This is a genomic window from Ruminococcus sp. AF20-12LB (genome assembly GCF_003478985.1).
Lineage (GTDB): Bacteria > Bacillota > Clostridia > Lachnospirales > Lachnospiraceae > Blautia_A.
On the sequence record NZ_QUGH01000001.1, the window covers coordinates 362,926 to 383,722 of the forward strand.

At 42.4% G+C, this 20,797-nt stretch carries 22 protein-coding genes, 1 pseudogene and 1 other annotated feature; of the genes and pseudogenes, 15 read left to right on the plus strand and 8 right to left on the minus strand.

The features are described from left to right. Positions 1 to 11: 11 nt before the first annotated feature. The 10 genes from DWX61_RS01610 to DWX61_RS01655 all read left to right on the plus strand — a co-directional run bounded on the left by DWX61_RS01610 (position 12) and on the right by DWX61_RS01655 (position 7,327). Positions 12 to 1,097 carry a FecCD family ABC transporter permease gene (locus DWX61_RS01610; protein ID WP_227752232.1) on the plus strand — a complete coding sequence of 362 codons (1,086 nt, stop codon included), beginning with the start codon at positions 12 to 14 and terminating at the stop codon, positions 1,095 to 1,097. Beyond that, on the plus strand, positions 1,097 to 1,852 hold the full coding sequence (locus DWX61_RS01615; RefSeq protein ID WP_021651662.1) for an ABC transporter ATP-binding protein: 756 nt from the start codon (positions 1,097 to 1,099) through the stop codon (positions 1,850 to 1,852). The genes DWX61_RS01610 and DWX61_RS01615 overlap by 1 nt, the downstream gene beginning before the upstream one ends. Positions 1,853 to 1,888: 36 nt before the next feature. Beyond that, positions 1,889 to 2,242 (plus strand): CGGC domain-containing protein, encoded by a 354-nt coding sequence (locus DWX61_RS01620; RefSeq protein ID WP_044961569.1) that lies wholly within the window; start codon positions 1,889 to 1,891, stop codon positions 2,240 to 2,242. 219 nt (positions 2,243 to 2,461) lie between these two features. Then, the gene (locus DWX61_RS01625) at positions 2,462 to 2,692 is read left to right on the plus strand and encodes a hypothetical protein (protein WP_015526073.1); all 231 of its coding nucleotides are present in this window, start codon (positions 2,462 to 2,464) and stop codon (positions 2,690 to 2,692) included. A 160-nt stretch (positions 2,693 to 2,852) separates the two neighbouring features. Beyond that, entirely contained in the window at positions 2,853 to 4,286 is a 1,434-nt protein-coding gene (rlmD, locus tag DWX61_RS01630) for a 23S rRNA (uracil(1939)-C(5))-methyltransferase RlmD (RefSeq protein ID WP_118623445.1), read from the plus strand. Next, a complete protein-coding gene (locus DWX61_RS01635) occupies positions 4,250 to 4,546 on the plus strand; it encodes a hypothetical protein (RefSeq protein WP_118623447.1) in 297 nt (98 codons plus the stop codon). Before rlmD ends, DWX61_RS01635 begins: the two co-directional genes overlap by 37 nt. A gap of 31 nt (positions 4,547 to 4,577) precedes the next feature. Next, the gene (locus DWX61_RS01640; RefSeq protein ID WP_117688326.1) at positions 4,578 to 4,949 is read left to right on the plus strand and encodes a TnpV protein; all 372 of its coding nucleotides are present in this window, start codon (positions 4,578 to 4,580) and stop codon (positions 4,947 to 4,949) included. A 322-nt stretch (positions 4,950 to 5,271) separates the two neighbouring features. Continuing rightward, complete coding sequence (locus tag DWX61_RS01645) at positions 5,272 to 6,033, plus strand: helix-turn-helix domain-containing protein (protein ID WP_024853912.1); 762 nt, start codon at positions 5,272 to 5,274, stop codon at positions 6,031 to 6,033. 435 nt (positions 6,034 to 6,468) lie between these two features. After that, positions 6,469 to 6,885: a YjdF family protein gene (locus DWX61_RS01650; protein ID WP_005335528.1), complete on the plus strand. Its 417-nt coding sequence runs from the start codon at positions 6,469 to 6,471 to the stop codon at positions 6,883 to 6,885. Positions 6,886 to 6,946: 61 nt separating this feature from the next. Further along, on the plus strand, positions 6,947 to 7,327 hold the full coding sequence (locus DWX61_RS01655) for a DUF4825 domain-containing protein (protein WP_117688327.1): 381 nt from the start codon (positions 6,947 to 6,949) through the stop codon (positions 7,325 to 7,327). Positions 7,328 to 7,468: 141 nt separating this feature from the next. On the opposite strand, the gene mobQ is transcribed toward DWX61_RS01655, so the two are convergent. Continuing rightward, complete coding sequence (mobQ, locus tag DWX61_RS01660; protein ID WP_118623449.1) at positions 7,469 to 9,178, minus strand: MobQ family relaxase; 1,710 nt, start codon at positions 9,176 to 9,178, stop codon at positions 7,469 to 7,471. A gap of 18 nt (positions 9,179 to 9,196) precedes the next feature. On the opposite strand from mobQ, the gene DWX61_RS01665 reads away from it, so the two are divergent. Beyond that, entirely contained in the window at positions 9,197 to 9,439 is a 243-nt protein-coding gene (locus tag DWX61_RS01665; protein ID WP_227752231.1) for a DUF3732 domain-containing protein, read from the plus strand. Positions 9,440 to 9,950: 511 nt separating this feature from the next. Here the strand turns inward: DWX61_RS01665 and DWX61_RS01670 are convergent. The 3 genes from DWX61_RS01670 to DWX61_RS01680 form a co-directional block, all read right to left on the minus strand. Further along, the gene (locus DWX61_RS01670; RefSeq protein WP_118623451.1) at positions 9,951 to 10,142 is read right to left on the minus strand and encodes a DUF6219 family protein; all 192 of its coding nucleotides are present in this window, start codon (positions 10,140 to 10,142) and stop codon (positions 9,951 to 9,953) included. A gap of 64 nt (positions 10,143 to 10,206) precedes the next feature. Continuing rightward, positions 10,207 to 10,563, minus strand: coding sequence for a hypothetical protein (locus DWX61_RS01675; protein WP_244789947.1), 357 nt, complete (start codon positions 10,561 to 10,563; stop codon positions 10,207 to 10,209). 127 nt (positions 10,564 to 10,690) lie between these two features. Next, positions 10,691 to 11,029 carry a hypothetical protein gene (locus tag DWX61_RS01680; protein ID WP_353652858.1) on the minus strand — a complete coding sequence of 113 codons (339 nt, stop codon included), beginning with the start codon at positions 11,027 to 11,029 and terminating at the stop codon, positions 10,691 to 10,693. Positions 11,030 to 11,268: 239 nt separating this feature from the next. Here DWX61_RS01680 and tnpA point away from each other — a divergent pair. Beyond that, a pseudogene (gene tnpA, locus DWX61_RS01685) lies at positions 11,269 to 11,679 on the plus strand (IS200/IS605 family transposase). 18 nt (positions 11,680 to 11,697) lie between these two features. Further along, positions 11,698 to 12,954 (plus strand): RNA-guided endonuclease InsQ/TnpB family protein, encoded by a 1,257-nt coding sequence (locus DWX61_RS01690; protein WP_244789949.1) that lies wholly within the window; start codon positions 11,698 to 11,700, stop codon positions 12,952 to 12,954. Positions 12,955 to 13,215: 261 nt separating this feature from the next. Here the strand turns inward: DWX61_RS01690 and DWX61_RS01695 are convergent, their stop codons facing one another. After that, positions 13,216 to 14,088, minus strand: a complete 873-nt coding sequence (locus DWX61_RS01695; RefSeq protein WP_118062220.1) for an AraC family transcriptional regulator — start codon at positions 14,086 to 14,088, stop codon at positions 13,216 to 13,218. A 319-nt stretch (positions 14,089 to 14,407) separates the two neighbouring features. Between DWX61_RS01695 and DWX61_RS01700 the strand changes: the two genes are divergently transcribed. Then, on the plus strand, positions 14,408 to 15,667 hold the full coding sequence (locus tag DWX61_RS01700) for a glycoside hydrolase family 27 protein (RefSeq protein WP_117569647.1): 1,260 nt from the start codon (positions 14,408 to 14,410) through the stop codon (positions 15,665 to 15,667). A 156-nt stretch (positions 15,668 to 15,823) separates the two neighbouring features. Here the strand turns inward: DWX61_RS01700 and ilvN are convergent, their stop codons facing one another. From ilvN to DWX61_RS01715, 3 genes are all read right to left on the minus strand, one after another. Next, positions 15,824 to 16,336, minus strand: a complete 513-nt coding sequence (gene ilvN / locus DWX61_RS01705) for an acetolactate synthase small subunit (protein ID WP_330590723.1) — start codon at positions 16,334 to 16,336, stop codon at positions 15,824 to 15,826. A 9-nt stretch (positions 16,337 to 16,345) separates the two neighbouring features. Next, positions 16,346 to 18,064, minus strand: a complete 1,719-nt coding sequence (ilvB, locus tag DWX61_RS01710) for a biosynthetic-type acetolactate synthase large subunit (RefSeq protein WP_118623453.1) — start codon at positions 18,062 to 18,064, stop codon at positions 16,346 to 16,348. Positions 18,065 to 18,164: 100 nt separating this feature from the next. Continuing rightward, positions 18,165 to 18,406: a binding site (T-box leader), on the minus strand. Between the two features lie 189 nt (positions 18,407 to 18,595). Then, entirely contained in the window at positions 18,596 to 19,882 is a 1,287-nt protein-coding gene (locus DWX61_RS01715; RefSeq protein WP_118623660.1) for an HlyC/CorC family transporter, read from the minus strand. A 214-nt stretch (positions 19,883 to 20,096) separates the two neighbouring features. On the opposite strand from DWX61_RS01715, the gene DWX61_RS01720 reads away from it, so the two are divergent. After that, a complete protein-coding gene (locus DWX61_RS01720) occupies positions 20,097 to 20,795 on the plus strand; it encodes an ABC transporter ATP-binding protein (RefSeq protein WP_118513241.1) in 699 nt (232 codons plus the stop codon). The last annotated feature ends 2 nt before the right edge of the window (positions 20,796 to 20,797 follow it).

The window sequence follows — 20,797 nt, forward strand, 5'->3', positions numbered from 1 at the left end:
GAGAAAATGCAGTGAAAGAAACAGCTTCACAAAGAAAAAAAGATAAGGTGCTCAGAACATCCATGTATGTGGCAGTTCTCATCGGACTTGCAGGATTCCTTATTTTTTCCATACTTGCAGCCATCACTTTTGGAAATGCGGATCTGTCACTGAAGGATGTATACAGCGTTATCGCTTATAAATTGTTTCATATAAAAAGTCTGTCCGCCTATGCGGAAGGCGCAGTTCATGATGTTGTGTGGCTGATCCGGCTGCCCAGAGTCCTTCTGGCTCTGGCAGTTGGAATGGCTCTTTCCGTGTGCGGCGTGGTGATGCAGGCTATCGTGCAGAACCCGCTGGCAGACCCGTATGTGCTGGGTATCTCATCTGGTGCATCTCTGGGTGCCACACTGGCCATCATGCTTGGAATCGGAAGCTTTCTTGGCGGAAACTCTGTGGGAATCACTGCTTTCATTGGCGCGATGATCACTTCTTTTGCGGTGATGGCCATTGCAAACATGGGTGGAAAGGCAACTTCCGCAAAACTGATCCTTGCGGGAATGGCGGTCAGCGCAGTCTGTTCTGCTTTTTCCAATTTTGTCATTTATATTACCAATGACAAAAATGCGGCAACAGAAGTTATGAAGTGGAGCATGGGAAGTCTTGCCGGAGCAAGCTGGACCAGAGTGGGTGTAATGCTTCCGGTCACGCTGGTGTGCGTGGCTGTTTTCTGGACGCAGTACCGGAACCTGAATCTGATGCTTCTGGGAGATGACGTATCCATTACCCTTGGAACAGATTTGCACAGACTGCGGACTTTTTATCTGATCGTTGCTTCTGTTATGATCGGATTTGCCGTGTACTGTGCCGGTGTGATCGGATTTGTGGGACTGGTGATTCCTCATGTGGTCCGGATCCTTTTTGGAACAGATCACAGAAAACTGCTCCCCTTAAGTGCGCTTCTTGGTGCATCGTTTCTGATCTGGTGCGATGTGGCATGTCGTGTGATCCTTAAAAATTCCGAGATGCCCATCGGTGTGCTGGTATCCATTATCGGTGCTCCCTGCTTTATTTATCTGCTTGTGCGGAAATCCTATGGATTCGGAGGTGCCCGGTAATGAAGATCACCACAGAAAATATTCAGGTTGGCTTTCACGCCAGACAGATCCTGAAGGGAATCTCCATGGAATCCCAGGATAAGGAACTGGTAGGAATCATCGGACCAAACGGAAGCGGAAAATCCACTTTGCTGAAATGCATTTACCGTATTCTGAAACCAGACGCAGGAGCCGTGTATCTGGACGGCGAGGAGCTTCATTCCATGAGTGTTCGAAGCTCTGCGAAAAAAATGGCCGTGGTGGCACAGCACAATTATTATAATTTTGATTTTACGGTCCGCGAGGTGGTTCTTATGGGGCGTGCGCCTCATAAAAAGACTCTGGAACGGGACAATGCAAAAGATTACCAGATCGTGGATGAAGCGCTGAAAACCGTACAGATGGAGGCGTTTGCAGACCGTACCTTTTCCACTCTTTCCGGAGGAGAGCAGCAGAGGGTGATCCTGGCAAGAGCACTTGCCCAGCAGACTTCTGCACTGATTCTGGATGAGCCTACCAATCATCTGGACATTACCCACCAGATCATGCTGATGGAGCTGGTGAAAAAACTTAATGTAACCGTGATCTCCGCTATTCACGATCTGAATATTGCAGCAGCATACTGTGATAAGATCTATGTACTGAAGGACGGAGTTCTGGAAGGTTACGGAACGCCGGAAGAAGTCCTGACCCCGGAGCTGATCCGCAGGATCTATAAAGTAGAAGCGGAGATCGTTTACGACAGCCGCGGAAAGATGCATATTTTGTTTTTATGATTCTGGCTGTGAGGCGGGATGCATAGAGGGAAAAAGATGAAAAAGATCGGGATTTTGACATGCCTTAATTCCAATGATGTGTGTACCAGGGCAGGATGTCTGTCTGCATTTCGGGAAAGAAGAGATTTTTTTTCCGGCTATCCGGAAGATACGATTCTGGCAGCTGTGATGACATGCAACGGATGCAAAGAAACCAATGCAAAAGAACCTGCTGAAGATGAGGGGATTTTGGAAAAGGCAGACCGGCTGGTCAGTGAAAAGATCAGTGTCATCCATGTCGGGGTATGCCGTCTGAATGAGGAAAAAAAGGAATGTCCGCGGATAACACAGATCTGCGGTCTGATAGAAGAACGCGGGATCAAAGTGATCCGAGGAACCCATAAAGAATAAGAGAAAACCGCCGTATCTTTCCGGAAATGCCGGAAATACGGCGATTTTTTTACAGAATGTTTCTGCGAAAATTTGTGTAAGTTCTGGTAAAACCAGACATATGGTGGTATAATAAGAACATTAAAAAAAGGCTCGGGTGCAGCGACCTCAAAAAACGCTGCGCTGTAGATTTACTGACAGAAAGTACAGCCGAACAGAAAGAAAGGATGGTGCAGTGTTATGAATTTAAATACAACAAAACTTGAAGAACTGCTCGCAACACTGAAGAAAAAAGAAGAAGAGAAAGATAAGAACACAGTCCTTTGGGTACTGGCGATCATCGGTGCTGTTGCAGCTGTTGCCGGTATTGCGTTTGCAGTATACCGTTTCTTCGCTCCGGATTATCTGGAAGATTTTGAAGAAGATTTTGATGATGACTTCGATGATTATTTCGAGGATGAGGAAGAGTAAGAACTTTTGCTGCAGAGGCTGTTTTGAGCAGATCAGAATGGCTGTCTGTTATGTATGAATATGAGAAGCGGATAATTGAAGCCCCGGCGCGATACCGGGGCTTGATTTTTGAAGACGGACCGTGAAACGCTGCACTAGTTATAAAACAGAAAGAGGATTTATGAAAAAAGGTGAAATTTACGAAGGTATTATAGAAAAAGTGGAATTTCCAAACAAAGGTTTTGTTTGGGTCGATGACCAGAAAGTAATTGTAAAAAACGGAATCCCGGGACAGAAAGTCAGGTTTATGATCAATAAGAAACGTTCCGGCCGGGCGGAAGGACGTCTTCTGGAGGTCCTGGAGAAATCTCCGCTGGAGACAAGAGAACCTGCCTGTCAGGAGTTTCCGGCATGTGGCGGCTGCATGTATCAGACCATGAGCTATGAGGCACAAAAGGAGATGAAGGAATGTCAGGTGAGGGAACTTCTGGATGGGGCAGTAAGAGAAAGTCTGGCTAAGATCGGGAAGAACGGTGATGTGACAGAAGAAGCTGAGTCTGCAGATCGTTTATACCACTGGGATGGGATCTATGGCAGTCCCATTGAGTTCGGGTACCGCAATAAGATGGAGTTTTCTTTTGGGGATGAGTATAAGGATGGGCCGCTGTCCCTTGGACTTCACAAAAAGGGAAGCACTTACGATATCCTGAATACGGACGACTGTAAGCTGGTTCATCCGGATATGACAAAGATCCTGGTCTGTGTGCGGGAGTTTTTCCTGGAGCGTAATGCCAGCTTCTATAAAAAGCTGCAGCATGTGGGGTATCTTCGACATCTTCTTCTTCGAAGAGGCGTTACAAGTGGTGAGATCCTGATCCATGTGGTAACCACCACCCAGGAAGAATATGATCTGGAGCCTCTGAAAGAACAGCTTCTTGCACTTCCGCTGGAAGGGAAGATCGTGGGGATCATGCACATTTTAAATGATTCTTTATCTGATGTAGTGCAGAGCGACGAGACGAAGATTCTTTATGGAAAGGATTATTTCTACGAAGAACTTCTTGGACTGAAATTTAAGATCAGCACCTTTTCCTTTTTCCAGCCAAATTCCCTGGCTGCGGAGATCCTGTATTCCAAGGTACGGGAATATGTAGGAGATACCAGAGACAAGGTGGTATTTGACCTTTACAGTGGAACCGGCACCATTGCCCAGCTTGCGGCGTCCGTTGCCAGCGAGGTGATCGGTGTGGAGATCGTGGAAGACGCGGTAAAAGCCGCCAGAGTAAACGCTGCACTTAACAACATCAATAACTGTCGTTTTATTGCCGGAGACGTGCTGAAGGTTCTGGACGATGTGCCGGAGAAACCGGATGTGATCATCCTTGATCCGCCAAGAGATGGTGTTCACCCCAAAGCCCTTCCAAAGATCCTGGCTTACGGCGTAGACCAGATCGTATACATTTCCTGCAAGGTTACAAGTCTTGTGAGAGACCTCCCGGCATTTTATGAGGCAGGATATGAGATGACCCACGCCTGTGCAGTGGATCAGTTCTGCCAGGGCGTTCATGTGGAGACTGTGTGTCTCTTGAGCAACCGGAACCGGATGACACGATAGAGATCGACTTAGACTTAGGTGAGCTGGATGCAACCAGTGCAGAGACGAAGGCAACCTATCAGGAAATCAAAGATTATGTGCTGAAGGAATTTGGCTTGAAGGTTTCAAATTTATATATTTCTCAAATCAAAAGGAAATGTGGAATCGAAGTAGGAGAAAACTATAATCTGCCAAAGACAGAAAATCCAAAAGTGCCACAGTGTCCGAAAGAGAAAGAAGATGCTATCAAGGCTGCCCTGAAATATTTTGCGATGATTTAAGGATATCGCTGATTTCAAGGAGGAATAACACATGAAAAGCACATTTGAAAAAATGGGTGGAACCTACACACTGGGAGCAGACGGAATTTACTATCCGAATCTTGTCAGTACAGATGAAGAACCGCATTATGGAAAATATGGAATAATGCGGAAAACGTATCTGAAAGAGCATTGTCCGGCAATGTATTCACTGTATATGTTGGAAGACAGACTGGTGGAACATCTGAATCTTGTGGATGATGAAGCGCAGGAGAGAATGGAAGTTCTGGTGCATCAGATGATGGAGAGGCAGGGCATTACGGAAGAAATGAAAGCTCGTGACCAGATGGAATGGGTTAGGGCGGTAAATGGTATTCGTAATATGGCAGAAGAGATTGTGTTAAAAGAATTGATTTACAGGTAAATAAAGAGCTGAACAGGTAGGAAGAAAACTCCTATTTGTTCAGCTTCTGCATTTGTAAGGGTTCAAAGAAGAATCAAATTACAATTCCATATCAGGTGACCATTTCTAAGTTCCGGAAGGTTGTTTTTTTCTGCCATGGTTATAAGTTACACAGATTTAATTACTTCATAGTATGGCTTAAAAAATATCCGAATATAACTTCACAGAAATAATTATAATGGAGAGATTATTTGATATATTTGTGCTAATATTCTGCAATTCTACTGCTAGTCGATTGATTTATGCGTACTCCCATTATAATATGTGTGCAGGAGGTGGATGTATGTATCAAATTAGTAATGAAAAATTCGGTTTATTTGTAACCGAATTAAGAAAGAAAAAGAATTTAACTCAAAAGGATTTGGCTGAAAAATTATATGTATCAGATAAAACGGTCAGCAAATGGGAACGTGGTCTTAGTATGCCTAATGTCGTATTACTCATACCAATAGCTGATATATTAGATGTTACCGTTACAGAATTGTTACGTGGAGAAAAAATAGATACACAGAAAAATATTGATACAAAAGAAGTCGAGGAATTGGTAGTAGGCTCTCTCGATATGGCTGTTAGGAATTCTATTCATCAGCATAGAAAAAACTGGATATTAGCATATTTGCTATGCTTTTTAATATCTATTACAGAAATTATTATGTTAGTCGTATCTGGGAATTCAATAGCTGAGATGAAAGATGATATATTGCTGGTTACAGGGTTAATGCTTTTATTTGGTGCATGGTTTTGTTTCTTTGCCAAAGACATATTACCAACATATTATGATGCAAACAAGATAAATTATGTTTCACAAGGAATTTTTAGAATACATCTAGTTGGTTTATCCTTTAACAACGGAAATTGGATGTACATCTGTACAACTTTAAAAATTTGGACACTTGCAACGGTTGTTCTATATCCTCTTGCAGGTATTATAATAATCAATTGTCTCAATATAGCTTTATGGGATATTTTAAGTAAAATTTTCTTAATTATGATATTAGGTGGTATGGTAGTTTCGATTTACATTATCGGGAAAAAATACGAATAATTAAATTACCTGTTATCGTTGTGGATATTACTAATTTACAACATTCTTCATGGGAAATAAGGAATGATGCAGAAGAGATTGTGTTAAGCGAATTAGCATACATTTAGAACGTGGAAAGCTCCTTCGGGAGCTTTTTTCTGGTTTTTGCTGGGTATCAAGAAAGTATATAGAAAATGCATTAATCATATGGTATGATTTGAACAGAAGATAGAATCTTAGGAAGCAAGAAGATTTTTGAGGAATGTAACTTAGAAGTTATAGAATTAAGTTAATCGTGCCATATGGCTTGATTATAAACGCAAAGATAAAAACGCAACGTACATCTTTGATGTGCCAGAGCCGGTAGGTAGCCCGGCCGTCCTATATAAATAGGGTAAGTAACCTGCCCCTCCGGGTTGTCCATTCTTTGTTCAATCAATTTTAGGAGGGATTCTTATGGACAAAGTAAATGGAAAGCTGACAGTATTTTTTGAAGAGCCGTTTTGGGTGGGAATCTTTGAACGCATCGAAGATGGTAAACTATCTGTGGCAAAGGTAACATTTGGTGCAGAGCCAAAAGATTATGAAGTACAGGAATATATTCAAAAGTGCTATTTCAGTTTGAAATTCAGTTCGGTTGTTGAAACTGTTGTAAAGGATATCAAAAGAAATCCGAAACGGATGCAGCGGGAAGTAAAGAAGCAGATGCTGGAAATAGGCATTGGTACAAAATCGCAACAGGCGTTGAAATTACAGCAGGAACAGAACAAGCAGGAACGCAAAGAGAAAAGACGCAAGAAAAAAGAGGCAGAAGAGCAGCGAATGTTTGAACTGAAACAGCGAAAGAAAAGAGAAAAGCATAAGGGACATTAAAGTCCCTTGGCCTTTTACTCAAATCGAAAAGTGTTGAATAAAGCTTTCGGGAGGTGTTTCTATGAAGAAAAAAGTACTTGCAATTATGTTAGTCGCCATGTCAATCATGTTGATTTCAGCGTGCGGAAAAAAAGAAAAATTGTACGAAATTCCTGATTTATCGCAGTATAAGACAGATTATGTAGGAGATTCTTCAAATGTTATAAATATTGTAAGCGGTCAAGAGTATCCAGAGGGATACTCATATGACAGTATAGAGATACAGTCTGAAACAGAGCCTTATGGATTAACAGTTTTTCTAAAAGATGAACCGTCGGCAGTCAAACTTGAAGATCAATTGCAGGTTAATGCAGATATGACATTTGACTTGATTGGTAATTTGGGAACAATTGATTATAAAACAGCAGATAGCAAAGAAATTATTGCATCATATGAACGGTGATATATTTTTAGTCAACTTTTAGACAATTTGAAGAACGGAATATAAAAAGGCGTATGGAAGTTTTAAATCCATACGCTTTTTTGAAAAAAACTCATTTTTGAACAAGAGATTTGTAAGAACATATTATCTATTCAAAGACGGTTACAATTCCATATCATGTGATTTTTTCTTAGATTGAGCAGGCTGATTTCGCCGTATTTCCCGTTTCCTCTGATATTCCAGTTCCCATGCACGATGGGAGAAGACATCAGGATCTTCCACATTGAGATAATCCATCTCATTGGCTGCAATATCACGACGGTGATAGTCATAATATTTACCGAAAGTACCTTTGAGCTGTTCGATCAGCTTATCCCGAAAATCAGGACGTATCTGGATTCTGGTGTCCAGCAATTCTGTGTATTGTTCTGGATCAGGACGAAATTTTTCTTCCCGGAAAGCAGCGGCGTCTTTTTCAAGCTGTTTTTTAAGGGAGATGTCCTGAGAATCAAGAATATCAAGATTGTTATTCATCTGGTCATATTTCTTGGATAGATTCATCATATCTTTATCAGTAGAGCATTGTGCCTGGAAGATTAGCTGCTCTTTCCTTGATTTCAGTTCTTCAATTTCTTCGGTAACAGTTGTAAGCTGCTGATTCAATTTTATATGCTGGATGGGATTCAAAATACTGGTTTTATCCTTTTGCACATTCAGTTCTTTCCGTTCCGTAACTTTAGCTTTGAGTTTCTTTTTAACGGTGTTGTATTTATTCAGTATTGGATTAAAATGATTCATCCAATCATGAATTACTTCTTTTTGCATCTCATTGTGTAGCAAATGATATTGTGTAAAGATCATATGATTTCGGATAGTTTCCATTGTTTCTGCAATTACAGGAATAGAATTTTTGACAGCCTGAGCCAGTTTCTCTACCTGAGCTTTTAATTCCCGGAGCATTTTGTTATCTGCACGAATTTGACGATTGATTTCACAACGGTCAGCGATCATTCCTTTCTTTTCCATGTTTTGAGCAATATAGCCTTCATGGATGGTCGGCTGTTCGGTGATTCCCTGATCTGAAAAGCTGCGGTGATCAATGGATGCATTTATCTGATTGCGGGCAAGCATTTCATTTACAGTATCTGCCCAGTTTGCTCTCCAGATACAGAGTTGCTCATCACTGTTCCATTGTTCAGAAATGGGATTCTGCCTGCCATAGCGGCTGCTTTTTGGATGCTTGTCAATGCGGTCATAGCCTTTTTCCTGTGCGGCAGATGCGGTCATATAAATCTTCTTTTTTCCAACTTTATATCTGTATTGCTTTTCCCAGCCATCTTTTTGAGCAGCTTTGAATTCAGTAGCTGTAAATCCTTTTTCTTCTCCATTTTTTATGCAGAGATATTCTTTTTCTGTTTTATACTGCCATGTTCCGTTTTCATTCAGTGGACGGACGGTAAGCAGAATGTGTGCATGAGGATTGTGTCCATCTGTATCGTGAATAGCAAAGTCAGCACACATGCCCATATCCACAAAATTCTTTTGAATAAAATTTTGAAGAAGAGAAACATTACTGTCCTTATCTAATTCAATGGGAAGTGCGACAACAAATTCCCTTGCCAGTCGGCTGTCTTTTGTCTTTTCAGCAGCTTCCACAGCATTCCAGAGTTGTTCACGGTCTTTCCATTCTGGTGGAGCCATCGGTGGGAGCAATACTTCCTGATAAATGAGACCATGCTTTCTGGTATAGTCATGCTGAATACCATCGTAATCATTGTACATCCGGCTACAGCTCATATAAGCAGAAGCAGCAACAGCAGACCGACCGGAACCACGACTGACGACTTTAGCTTGCATATGATAAATTGCCATATCTGGCACCTCCTTTCGATGTTGCCTGCAACAGCGGATAAAGCCCTCGGCAGAGCGCACGAGCCTGACCAACGGGAAGGATACCACGTCAATAAAATGTATAAGACAATTTTTGATGAAATCAATTCCATCGGTGAAGACACAGGAATATTGCCTCAAATTATTATTGTAGACCATGTGGACGGGAAAAACTTGGAGTGCAAAGAAGAATTTGAAAGATATATTCGGTGTAATTGGAGAAATGATACAGGTCTGATTTAAATACAGTATTATAAAAAGGAAAGCAATGTATTTATACTGTGAAGTCTGGAAAGTGTTGATTTTAAGCCATTTCTGGATATGTGGGTTGATTCAGAGATATGGTTTTGTGACGTTTTTATGACAAACGCCAGAAAATATGGAGAGCTCCGTGACGTTTTGAGTTGACTTTTTACCGGTAATAGCATATGATAATAACAGCTAAGGAATGTGGTGAGATTCCAAGTGGCAAAGTGAAAGCCCCTCAGAGTTGCAGCTCTGGGGGCTTTCTTGCTCGTTAAGGTGAGTTATTCCGTTTAGGCTGTTGCTGCCTATCGTCTACCGTCCAGCCGTTTGCATATGTAGTAGCTAACTACGCTTGCTATAACGGAGACAAGGAATGAGGTGAGAATTTCTTCCATCGTGGACACCTCCTTTCTGCTGGAGGTTCGACAGCTCTTTTAGTATAGCATGGTTTAGAACAATTTGGAACATAAAAAGATTACCCGGTGCAAATTAATGTACCGGGCGTTTCTTACGAATTAAAAGAATTTTTTCGGGACTTTCCCGAAATCATTTTATGACCGGAGTAGATAGCCATAATCATACAGAGAAGAGAGCTGCAAGCAAAATATTTGTGAGCCGTTTTCATGTTTTTATAGCCGGTATAAAAGGTTCCAATCATGGCTGCCAATGCACCAAGTGACCAATATTTATGTGTTTTCATTTGAATATACCTCCTGCGTTTTTTTATATAATACCTCTTTTTAGAAAGCATGAAAACAGGAAATTTATAAATTCTGTTCTTTCTCAATCTGCTGTTCCTGTTCGTAGCTCTTTCCAAGGATCATATCAATATTGGCAGACACGGTACGAAATTCCCGTTCATAATTCCGGCGGTTAGAAAAATCTTCCCGTTGCATATTTCGCGATTCAATAAGTCGGTCTTTTTCAGCATAGAGGGCTTTCATGGAAGGCAGTTTATTTCCGACAGATTTTTCTTTCAGTGTTCGGAGAGCTGTATCATAAAGAGAAAGCTCTGCCCGGTGTTCTTCGTAGAATTTATCCTTATTGCGGCTCTTGCGGTAGTCGGCATACACATTTTTATATGCCAGATATTGTCCGGTAAAATGTATTTGCTCGTTCACATCTTTAAGTTGCTGTTCTGTATCCTTTAAAGATTTTCTGGCGGCACTGGTCTGATCGGATGCCTGATCAAGTGCAATATGGAAATCTTCAAGAGAGTCATATCCACATTCCTCTCTGTCTTTTGGGTCAAAGCTGATAATATGGGACCATTATTTTTATCGTATTTCCATAAACGATTTTTATATCATAAAGCAACTCACACTCAGCTACAAAATCAGCAAGTTTCTGCAAAAGTTTTGCCTGGTTTTTTGTTACTGCCTTCTTCCAGACGAAAGTATACTTATTGGCACTGGCTTCAATTTTTGTACCATCAATAAAAATGGTTTCTCCGGGAAGTTCTCCCATATCAAACAATGCATTAGACATTTCTGCAAGGATACGTTTAGAACAGGGAGCAAAATGGATACTTCTAAATCTTGCAAATGTTGCATGATCAGGAGTTGGGGAACCTTCTAGAAGAAACATAAAATTGATATCTCTTTTACAATTTAGGATAAAAGCGGGAATCCTCGGCAATTCAATTACCGAGATGAAAGCGTAAACTGTGCATATCTGCACTCATAATAAACAGAAATAACAAAACGGTTTTCGTTCAATTTTCTCCTATAAAAGCTTTCTATAAAAAGCTGTATCCAGCATTATAAAAAAGAAAGTATGTTCGATATTTTATTGCAGAATTTTCGATATCATGGTATACTATATGCATGAAAGAAAATCTTATACATTACCGCACTTGTGTGTGCAATATTAATTACCATATGGTATGGTCGGTAAAATACCGGCGGAAGATATTAAATGCGGAGGTCGAGGCATATCTGTAGGAACTGGTGCAGGAGATCGCAGAGGATAAGGGCTTTACGGTCCATCTGTTTGAATGTGGGGAAGGAGACCATGTACACTGTTTTGTGTCAGCCCCTCCGAAATTGTCCATAACTGCGATCGTGAAATACCTGAAGGGGATATCCGGCAGGAAACTTTTCGAACGTTTTCCGGAAATAAGAAACCAGCTTTGGAAAGGGGAGCTGTGGAACCATTCCTATTATGTGGAAACGGTCGGATCTGTATCGGAAGAAAATATCCGCAGGTATATCGAACATCAGAGCAAAGCTTACTGATACGATGGAGGAGAGGACATGCTGCTGTCAAAGAAAACATCCATAAAGGTCAGCCGGGAATATGCGAACCTCATCGGGCATATGTGCTATGCAGCATCCAAGCTCTGGAATGTCTGTAATTACGAGCGTCAGCATTACAAAGAAACCGGGATGGAGCAGTATCCGGACTGGTATTATCAGAAAAAAGCCCATAAAGAGGATCTGTGGTATAAACAGCTCCCGTCCCAGACCGCCCAGGAAGTCTGTAAGCTGCTGGACAAGGCATGGAAGTCTTTTTATGCCCTGAAAAGATCCGGAGGGATCGAGACTCCCAGACCGCCGCGGTTTAAGCAGAAAAGTATCCCCATCACCTATATGCAGATGGGGATCGCGCATGAAAGGGATACGGGCAGAGTCCGCCTTTCCCTTCCAAAGGCATTAAAAAAATATATGGAAGAAACATATCAGATCCATGAAAGATTTCTTTACCTTGAAAATAAGATCTTCAGGGACATGGGTCGGATCAAACAGATGCGGATCTATCCGCCGGAGAAGGGAAATTGTAAAATCATAGTTGTTTATGAGGTCCCTGACCAGGAAGAACTTCCACAGAACGGACATGAACTGTCTATTGATCTGGGGCTTCACAACCTTATGACGTGTTATGATTCTGAAAATGGGAAGACGTTTATCCTGGGCAGGAAGTACCTTGCGTTGGAAAGATATTTCCATAAGGAGATTGCAAGGGTGCAGGCCCGGTGGTATGGGCAGCAGTCCGGAAAGGGAGTAAAACATCCGGTCACATCAAAACATATCAGGAAATTATATAGGAAAAAACAGGATTCGGTAACAGATTATCTGCACAAAGTCACAAGATATCTTGCAGAATACTGCCGGGAACGAGGGATCACTTGTGTTGTTGCAGGGGATATCCGGAACATCCGGAGAGAAAAAGACCTGGGACACAGGACAAACCAGAAATTTCACAGTCTGCCGTATAACAGGATCTACACCATGCTGGAATATAAGCTGAAAATGTATGGGATCCGTTTCGTAAAGCAGGAAGAAAGTTATACGAGCCAGTGCAGCCCACTGTCACCGGAAGTAGGGAAAAGATATGCAGAACCGTCCAACCGGAAAGAGAGAGGACTGTACAGGGATGGAAACAGAGTTTATAACGCAGATGCCGTAGGCGCATATAATATCCTGAGAAAATATCATTCCGTGTCCGGAGTGAAAAAAGAACTGTCCGTAACCGGACTGAAAACACCGGAAATAATAAAAGTAGCTGTATAGCTCTAACGAGCAGGCAGTAGTGGTGTCATGGATGCACCCTGAAAAAAAGGCGGTATCCCGCCTTAATTCAGATGCTCTGGTAACTCAGTTACCGAGTAATTCACTTCCATGGAACGAGAGGAGTAATCCCCGTTCATGTAAGAATAAAGCACAATCTTCAAAAGTGTTCTGGGCGATACAGAATTTATTCTTTCGAGGTCTGGCAGTTATTTTTTTGCACAAGAAAATGAGCTACGCACTAATACTTAGTGCGACAGCCCATTATTTTACCAGAACAATTTGGCGTTCGCGTTTGTGACGGTTTTTTCTATATTCTGTAGGAGAAATTCCGTGGTATTCTTTAAATACTTTTGAAAAATAAGAAGGCGAACTGAATCCACAGATCTGACTGATATAGTCCACGGACCAGTCAGAAGTAAAAAGAAATTCTTCACTCTGGGTGATGCGAAAATCCAGTATATATTTTTTCAATGGAACACCCATCTGCTTTGAAAAGATTTCTGAGAGATAGGATCGATTCAGATTCAGTTTGTCTGCAATATACTGAACTGTCAGGTCTCGTCCGTAGAAATCTTCTACAATAGAAATTGCTTGCTGTACATGACTTTCTGAATTCTGACGACTTTTTCTTTCGGGAAGCTCTTTGGAGTTCTCGATAAAAGTACCAACTTTTGAAAGAAGAAGGAGAAGAATGCCATTGGTATACAGATCATTTTTTGTACTATCATTTTTTATGGAAATCAGAATCTCAAGGAGATCCTTGATTTCCTCAAAGACTTCTGTAGAAAGTCCTTTTGTGAGGGACGGATAACCGAATCCAAGACGATGAATGAAGTATGGAGCGAGTTTGCCATTGAAGCCAACCCACGAATAAGTCCATGGATTCTCCTTATCGGCCTGATAGAAGACCATCTGATCCGGTTCAATCAAAAAAATCTGTTTTTCTTCAATAAGATATTCTGTTTTATTAACAACAAGACGTCCCTTCCCGGAAAGAACAAAATGCATGAGATAATAGGGTCTTGTTCCAGGTCCGTAGGAATGAAGCGGCAGACATTCTGAATGACCGCAGAAACGAAGTTTTATATCATTCCAGATGGTGTCTCTGTACAGATTCAATTTTTCTAATTCCATAGGATCTCCTTTCGGTAGTTTGTATATTTATATTCGATAGATACAAAATTCTTGCTTTTATTAAACTACAATTTCCGACAAAATTTATAAGTTACCCAACAAAAGTGACTAACATGGTAATAAGATTATAGTATATGATATCAATGTAGACAAGAGAAAGAAAAGACAAAAATAATCTAAAAATTCAGACAGGAAACGAATCGATTCAAATTCACAGAAAAGTAAAAAGCTATAGTTATTAGAAGAAAGAAGTCAGTTTGTAAAAGGTGACCTGTATTTTGTGCACCCTAAAATAAAATGGAAAGGTAAGGAAAGAGATATGTTAGAATTTGCAAAAACACCACCAAAAGGATGGAACAGCTGGGATGTATATGGAGCGTCTGTTACAGAAGAAGAAGTAAAAAGAAATGCAGATATTATGGCAGAAAAGCTTAAGAAATATGGATGGAACTATGTGGTTGTAGATATTCAGTGGTACGAGCCAGGAGCTGAGTCAGCAGCATATCGCAAGTTTGCGGATTTGAAGATAGATGAATATAGTCGTGTGCTTCCGGCTGAAAATCGTTTTCCAAGTTCAGCAGATGGAGTTGGGTTTGCACCACTTGCTGAATATGTACACCAATTAGGGTTGAAATTCGGTATTCACATTTTAAGGGGAATACCAAGACAGGCTGTTCATGGAAGAATGCATATCAAAGGAACGGATAAGACAGCAGATCAGATTGCAATAAACAGTATCTGTCCATGGAATTCAGATATGTATGGAGTGGATATGTCAATTCCAGAAGGACAGTTATATTATGATTCGCTTATGGAATTGTATGCTTCTTGGGGAGTTGATTTCATTAAAGTTGATGATATCGCATATTCAACGATTTACAGAGATTCACATAGAAAGGAAATTGAAGGGATTCGAAAGGCTATCGACAAAACGGGACGGGACATTGTACTTTCCCTTTCGCCGGGACCGGCAAGACTGCAGGATGGAAGTTTTCTTCAAAAAACTGCAAATATGTGGAGATTGACAGATGATTTCTGGGATGAGTGGGAATTGCTGTATGATATGTTTGACCGCTGTAATTATTGGTCACCATTTATTCGTAAAGGAAACTGGCCTGATTGTGACATGCTTCCATTGGGGCATATTGGAATACGCTCAGGTGAACGTGGAAAGGCAGACCGTATGACCTGCTTTACAAAGCCAGAACAAAAGACAATGATCACATTGTGGTCTATCTTTCAGTCACCATTGATGTATGGCGGAGAACTAGCTGATTTGGATGAGTGGACGCTCTCATTGTTAACAAATACAGAGGTAAACGAGATGCATCGTACACTGGATGGACAGAGACAAGAGTACAGAGACGATGAATGGATTGTCTGGTCAGGAGAAAACGAAGAGAATACATATATTGCAATATTTAATGTATCGGATAAAAAGAAAGAAATTCCTGATAAATTAGCAGAAATATATATCAAAGAGGATGCAAAAGAAATCTGGTCCGGCAAAAAAGCAACTGAAGCAGCAGAAGAAGTAGATAGTCATGGTTGTGTGTTGTATCAGATGAAAAGAATGTGATGAATGTCGTATAGGAGGAATGAAGTGATGGATACAATAGGAAAGAAACTTGCCCTAAAAGAAAAGATGGCTTATGGCTCCCCTCCGCAGCAGCTGGCGCTGTCTGCGGAAGGGATCATCTTCCCGTTGTTTTTATATCGTGATATTATTCAGCTTTTATCTCTCCATCATACTGATAGACTCAATTCCGACACTTCCGCCGCGGACAACTTCGATATGTTTGAACTCTTCTTTGATAAGCTTGATGACCGCGTCATTTTTGGTTGCGGTCTGGACGAATTCCAGAAGGAGGCTGTCTTTTCCATAGTCGATGACACGTGCCTTGAAAGTCTCAGCAATCTGGAAAAGTTCCGCTTTATCTTCCGGGGAGCAGTCCTTTACCTTGATGTAAAGGATCTCCTTCATTCGAACGAACACGTCTGTAAAATCAATAACCTTGATCACCTCGATCATACGGTTCAGCTGTTTTTTGATCTGCTCAAAGGTTTCATCATCGCTGACTGTGGCGATGGTCATTCTGGAAACTGTGGGATCCTCCGTAGTTCCAACCGTAAGACTGTCCAGGTTATAGGACTTTCCGGAGAAAAGACCAGAAATCTTGGAAAGAACACCGACCTGGTTTTCAACGTAGAGAGAGATCCATCTTTTTTTCATTCCTTTATCCATCATTCATTCCTCCTAACAATCCATGATCAGATCAGCCAGGGTGCCGCCCGGCTTGATCATCGGGTAAACCATTTCCTCCGGATCAATGATAAATTCGATGATCGTAGGAGTTTTTGTGTTCTTCTTAGCCTCTTCGAAAGCAGCCGCGATCTGATCCTTCTCAGTTACACGGATACCCTTTGCCCCATAGCTCTCTGCGAGACGGATGAAATCCGGTGTGTATTCCGGATATTCCTGACCGTCTGTACGGCGGGAGAGTGCACCGGCCTTCAGGTTTGTCATGGCGTAACGTTTTCCGTAGAAAAGCTTCTGCCACTGGCGGACCATTCCGAGATATTCATTATTGAAGATACAGCAGATGATCGGAAGCTCCTCCAGAACTGCGGTAGCCAGCTCCTGAATATTCATCTGCATGCCGCCGTCACCGGAAACGGAGATGACCGGTGTGTCCGGATTACCAATCTTGGCACCGATAGCACCTGGAAGGCCGTAACCCATGGTCCCAAGTCCGCCTGACATGATCAGCTGACGGTTCCCGGTGATGTCCGCATACTGGCTCACCAGCATCTGATGCTGACCTACATCGGTAACAAGAATGGCCTTGTCAAACTGGCGGTTGATCTCGCTGATGATATCCAGCGGTCCCATAATACCACGGTCCTTCATGGTAAGAGGATGCTCTTCCTTCCATTCCTGAATCTGCTTCAGCCATTTGCCGGTATTACATTCCTGGACATATTCAGCCATTTTTGTGATAGCTTCTTTTGCATCGGCAACAATGGGGATATCTACATGGATGTTTCTGGAAATAGAAGCGGTGTCAATATCAATGTGGACGATCTGTGCATGTGGAGCAAATTCATGGAGCTTGCCTGTGATACGGTCGTTAAAACGGGTTCCGATGGAAAACAGAAGATCGCATTCATTCACTGCCATATTTGCGGCATAAGCGCCGTGCATACCAAGATTTCCGATAAACAGAGGGTTCTTTGTGGAAATGGCGCCACGTCCCATAACGGTTGTGACAACCGGGATCTGAGTTTTCTCAACAACCTGGGTAAAAATCTCCTGCGCGCGGGAAATGATCACACCGCCGCCGGCAAGAAACAGAGGTTTTTTGGCCTTCTGCAGCATTTTGAGGGCACGCTTCAGCTGTCCGATATGCACGCTGGTGTTAGGCTTGTAGCCACGGATATTGACAGTTTTCGGATACTCAGCACTTCCCAGCTCGGCCATTACATCCTTTGGAAGGTCGATGAGAACCGGGCCTGGGCGTCCGGTGCGTGCGATATAGAAGGCTTCCTTGATGATACGTCCAAGATCCTCACGGTTGCGGACGGTAACACCGTATTTTGTGATGCTTCTGGTGATCCCGACAATATCAACCTCCTGAAACGCGTCGTTTCCGATGAGGTGACGGGCAACCTGTCCGGTAAAGCATACAAGCGGAACGCTGTCATAGTTGGCAGTTGCAAGACCTGTAACAAGGTTGGTAGCTCCGGGACCGCTGGTAACGAGACATACGCCAACTTTTCCGGTAGTTCTGGCATAGGCATCTGCTTCGTGTACAAGGGCCTGCTCGTGACGTGGCAGGATGATGTCAATGCCGCTCTGTTTATATAATTCATCGCTGATATCGATGGTGCAGGCACCGGGATAGCCGAACAGAACATCAACGCCTTCTTCTTTTAAGGCTTTTACAAGCAATTTGTTTCCGGAAATCTGTTTCATGAATTGGTTCCCTCCTTTGATGATGTGAAAAGTTAAGCAGATAAGGGCTGCCGCGAGAAATTTTTCCAATAAAAAAGTCCCGGCATATCGGATAAAATATGCTCAGGACGGACAATTCCGCGGTACCACCTGTTTTCAGAGGTAAAACTCTGCTCTCTGTCAGTACAAAATTATACTGCCTCCCTGTAACGTGGGAATGACGATGAAGCCTACTGCATGAAGATTCATGGTTCAGTCCACTGCTCGAGGGCTACTTCCACAGTTCAGTCACGAAGATTCTCACCGGCCATCTTCTCTCTGTGCATCCGGAGACTGTGTACTACTCCCTGTCATTGCATTTAGTAAATATGGATAAAAATTTTTTATCATTATAATATAAAATATCGGAACTGTCAATCAGAAATCATGATGGCTCAATGGGTGAGCCGGGGATTCCGATAACAGTTCCGATATGGATGATATTAAGTATTAAATATTAAGTATTTTCCGGTGCATCAGCTGTTTATTGTTACGGAGCTGGAGCCTGCTTGCTCAGGCTTCGGTATTTCCCGGTGTTTCAGGCTCTTTTTCCGGAAGGTAGACATGCACTTTCTCGATACGGTTTTTATCCAGCTTTTCTACGATCAGACGAATTCCGTCCTCGGTGATCACTTCGTCACCGGCAACAGGCAGACGATCCAGATGTTCGATGATAAATCCACCCAGGGAATCATAATCCTCGGAATCCAGTTCCGTATCCAGATGATCATTTACGTCATCCAGATGCATGGAGCCTTCGATGATGTATTCACGGTCGGAAATTTTCTGGACAAGTTCGTCTTCCTTCTCATCGTATTCGTCATGGATCTCACCCACGATCTCCTCCAGGATGTCCTCCAGTGTGATCAGTCCGGCCATATCACCGTATTCATCCAGTACAATGGCAATATTGAAGGTGGAGTCCTTCATTTCCACAAGAAGATCGGAAATGCTTTTTGTTTCGTAAGTAAAATGCGGCTTTCGGAGGAAATGATCGATAACAAATTCCTCATTTTTGTCGTAAAGAAGAAGATCCTTCATGTTGATGATTCCCACAATGTTGTTCTGGCTGTCCTTATAAACCGGCAGACGTGTGAACTTATCCTCGCGGAAAATATCGATCAGCTCATCATAGGTGGATTCCACATCTGCAAAGGTAACATGTACTCTTGGAACCATGATATCCTTGGCTGTGGCATCTCCAAGGTCAAACACATTGTAGATCATTTCTTTTTCGTCGGATTCAATGACACCGTCCTCGTGGCTGACGTCCACGATGGTACGAAGCTCCTCCTCGGTCATGGCCTTGTCGGCTGCATCCGGATCTACACGCATCAGGCGCATCACACCTCTTGAAAAGAGATTGATGATAAAGATCACCGGTGTCATGATGGTCATAAGAAATTTAAAGACCGGGATATAGCGGAGGGTGATCTTTTCTGAGTTAATGGTTGCGTAGTTCTTGGGGGTGATCTCGCCGAAGATCAGGATCAGAACCGTCAGGATCACCGTTACGATGCTGACCATATATCCGCCAAAGCTGTATGCAAGTGTGGTTGCAAGGGAAGAAGCCGAAATGTTCACAATGTTGTTTCCGATGAGAATCGCACTGAGAAGCTTGGGAGTCTGGTTCTCCAGGATATCGAGAGCCATGGCTGCACGCTTGTTTCCTTCGTCTGCAAGAGAGCGGAGACGGATCTTGTTTACCGACATCAGCGCGGTTTCGTTAGATGAGAAAAAGGCTGACAATGCCAGCAGAATAAGTAATATGATTATCTGGTAAGTGTCGCTGGGGTCCACTTTCAATATTCACTCCTTTAAAAATAAGATTATTTGGTTAAAAATATACAGATACTCTCCCATTATATACGTTTTATCGGATTTTGGCAAGAGCCGGACTGATACAGCGAATTACAAAAATAAGCCTGCATCTTGACAAAAGAGTAAGTCTGAACTAACATATATTTGTATTCATATATAAAGAAGAAATGATCAGGAATGGAAGGAGAGGTTTATGTTTCTGGAAATAAAAGGAATAAAAAAATCCTTCGGGTCCGGAGAGAGCCACGTAGATGTTCTGAAGGGGATTGATCTGGAGATTGAAAAGGGAGAATTCTGTGTGCTTCTGGGACCGTCCGGTTCCGGAAAATCTACGCTGTTAAATATCATCGGCGGCATTGACGGGGCAGATGCAGGCAGCATTACCATTCAGGGAGAACAGCTGGAGGATATGAAAGAAAAAAAGCTTTCTCTCTACCGCAGAAAACATCTGGGATATATTTTTCAGATGTATAATCTGATTCCCAATCTGACTGTGAGGGAAAATATTGAAGTTGGTGCTTATTTAAGTGACAGACCGCTGGATGTGGATGAGCTGCTGGAGACACTGGGACTTTATGAACATCAGCGGAAGCTTCCGAACCAGCTTTCGGGAGGCCAGCAGCAGAGAACTGCCATTGGCCGTGCCATTGTAAAAAATCCGGATATCCTGCTTTGTGATGAGCCTACCGGTGCGCTGGATTACAACACCTCCAAGGAAATCCTGAAGCTGATTGAAACAGTCAATCACAAATATGGAAATACCATAGTCATGGTTACTCACAACGATGCCATCAAGGATATGGCAGACCGTGTGGTAAAGCTTCGTGACGGTATGATCCGCAGAAATTATCAGAATGAGCAGAAGATTCCGGCTGCTGACCTGGAATGGTAAGG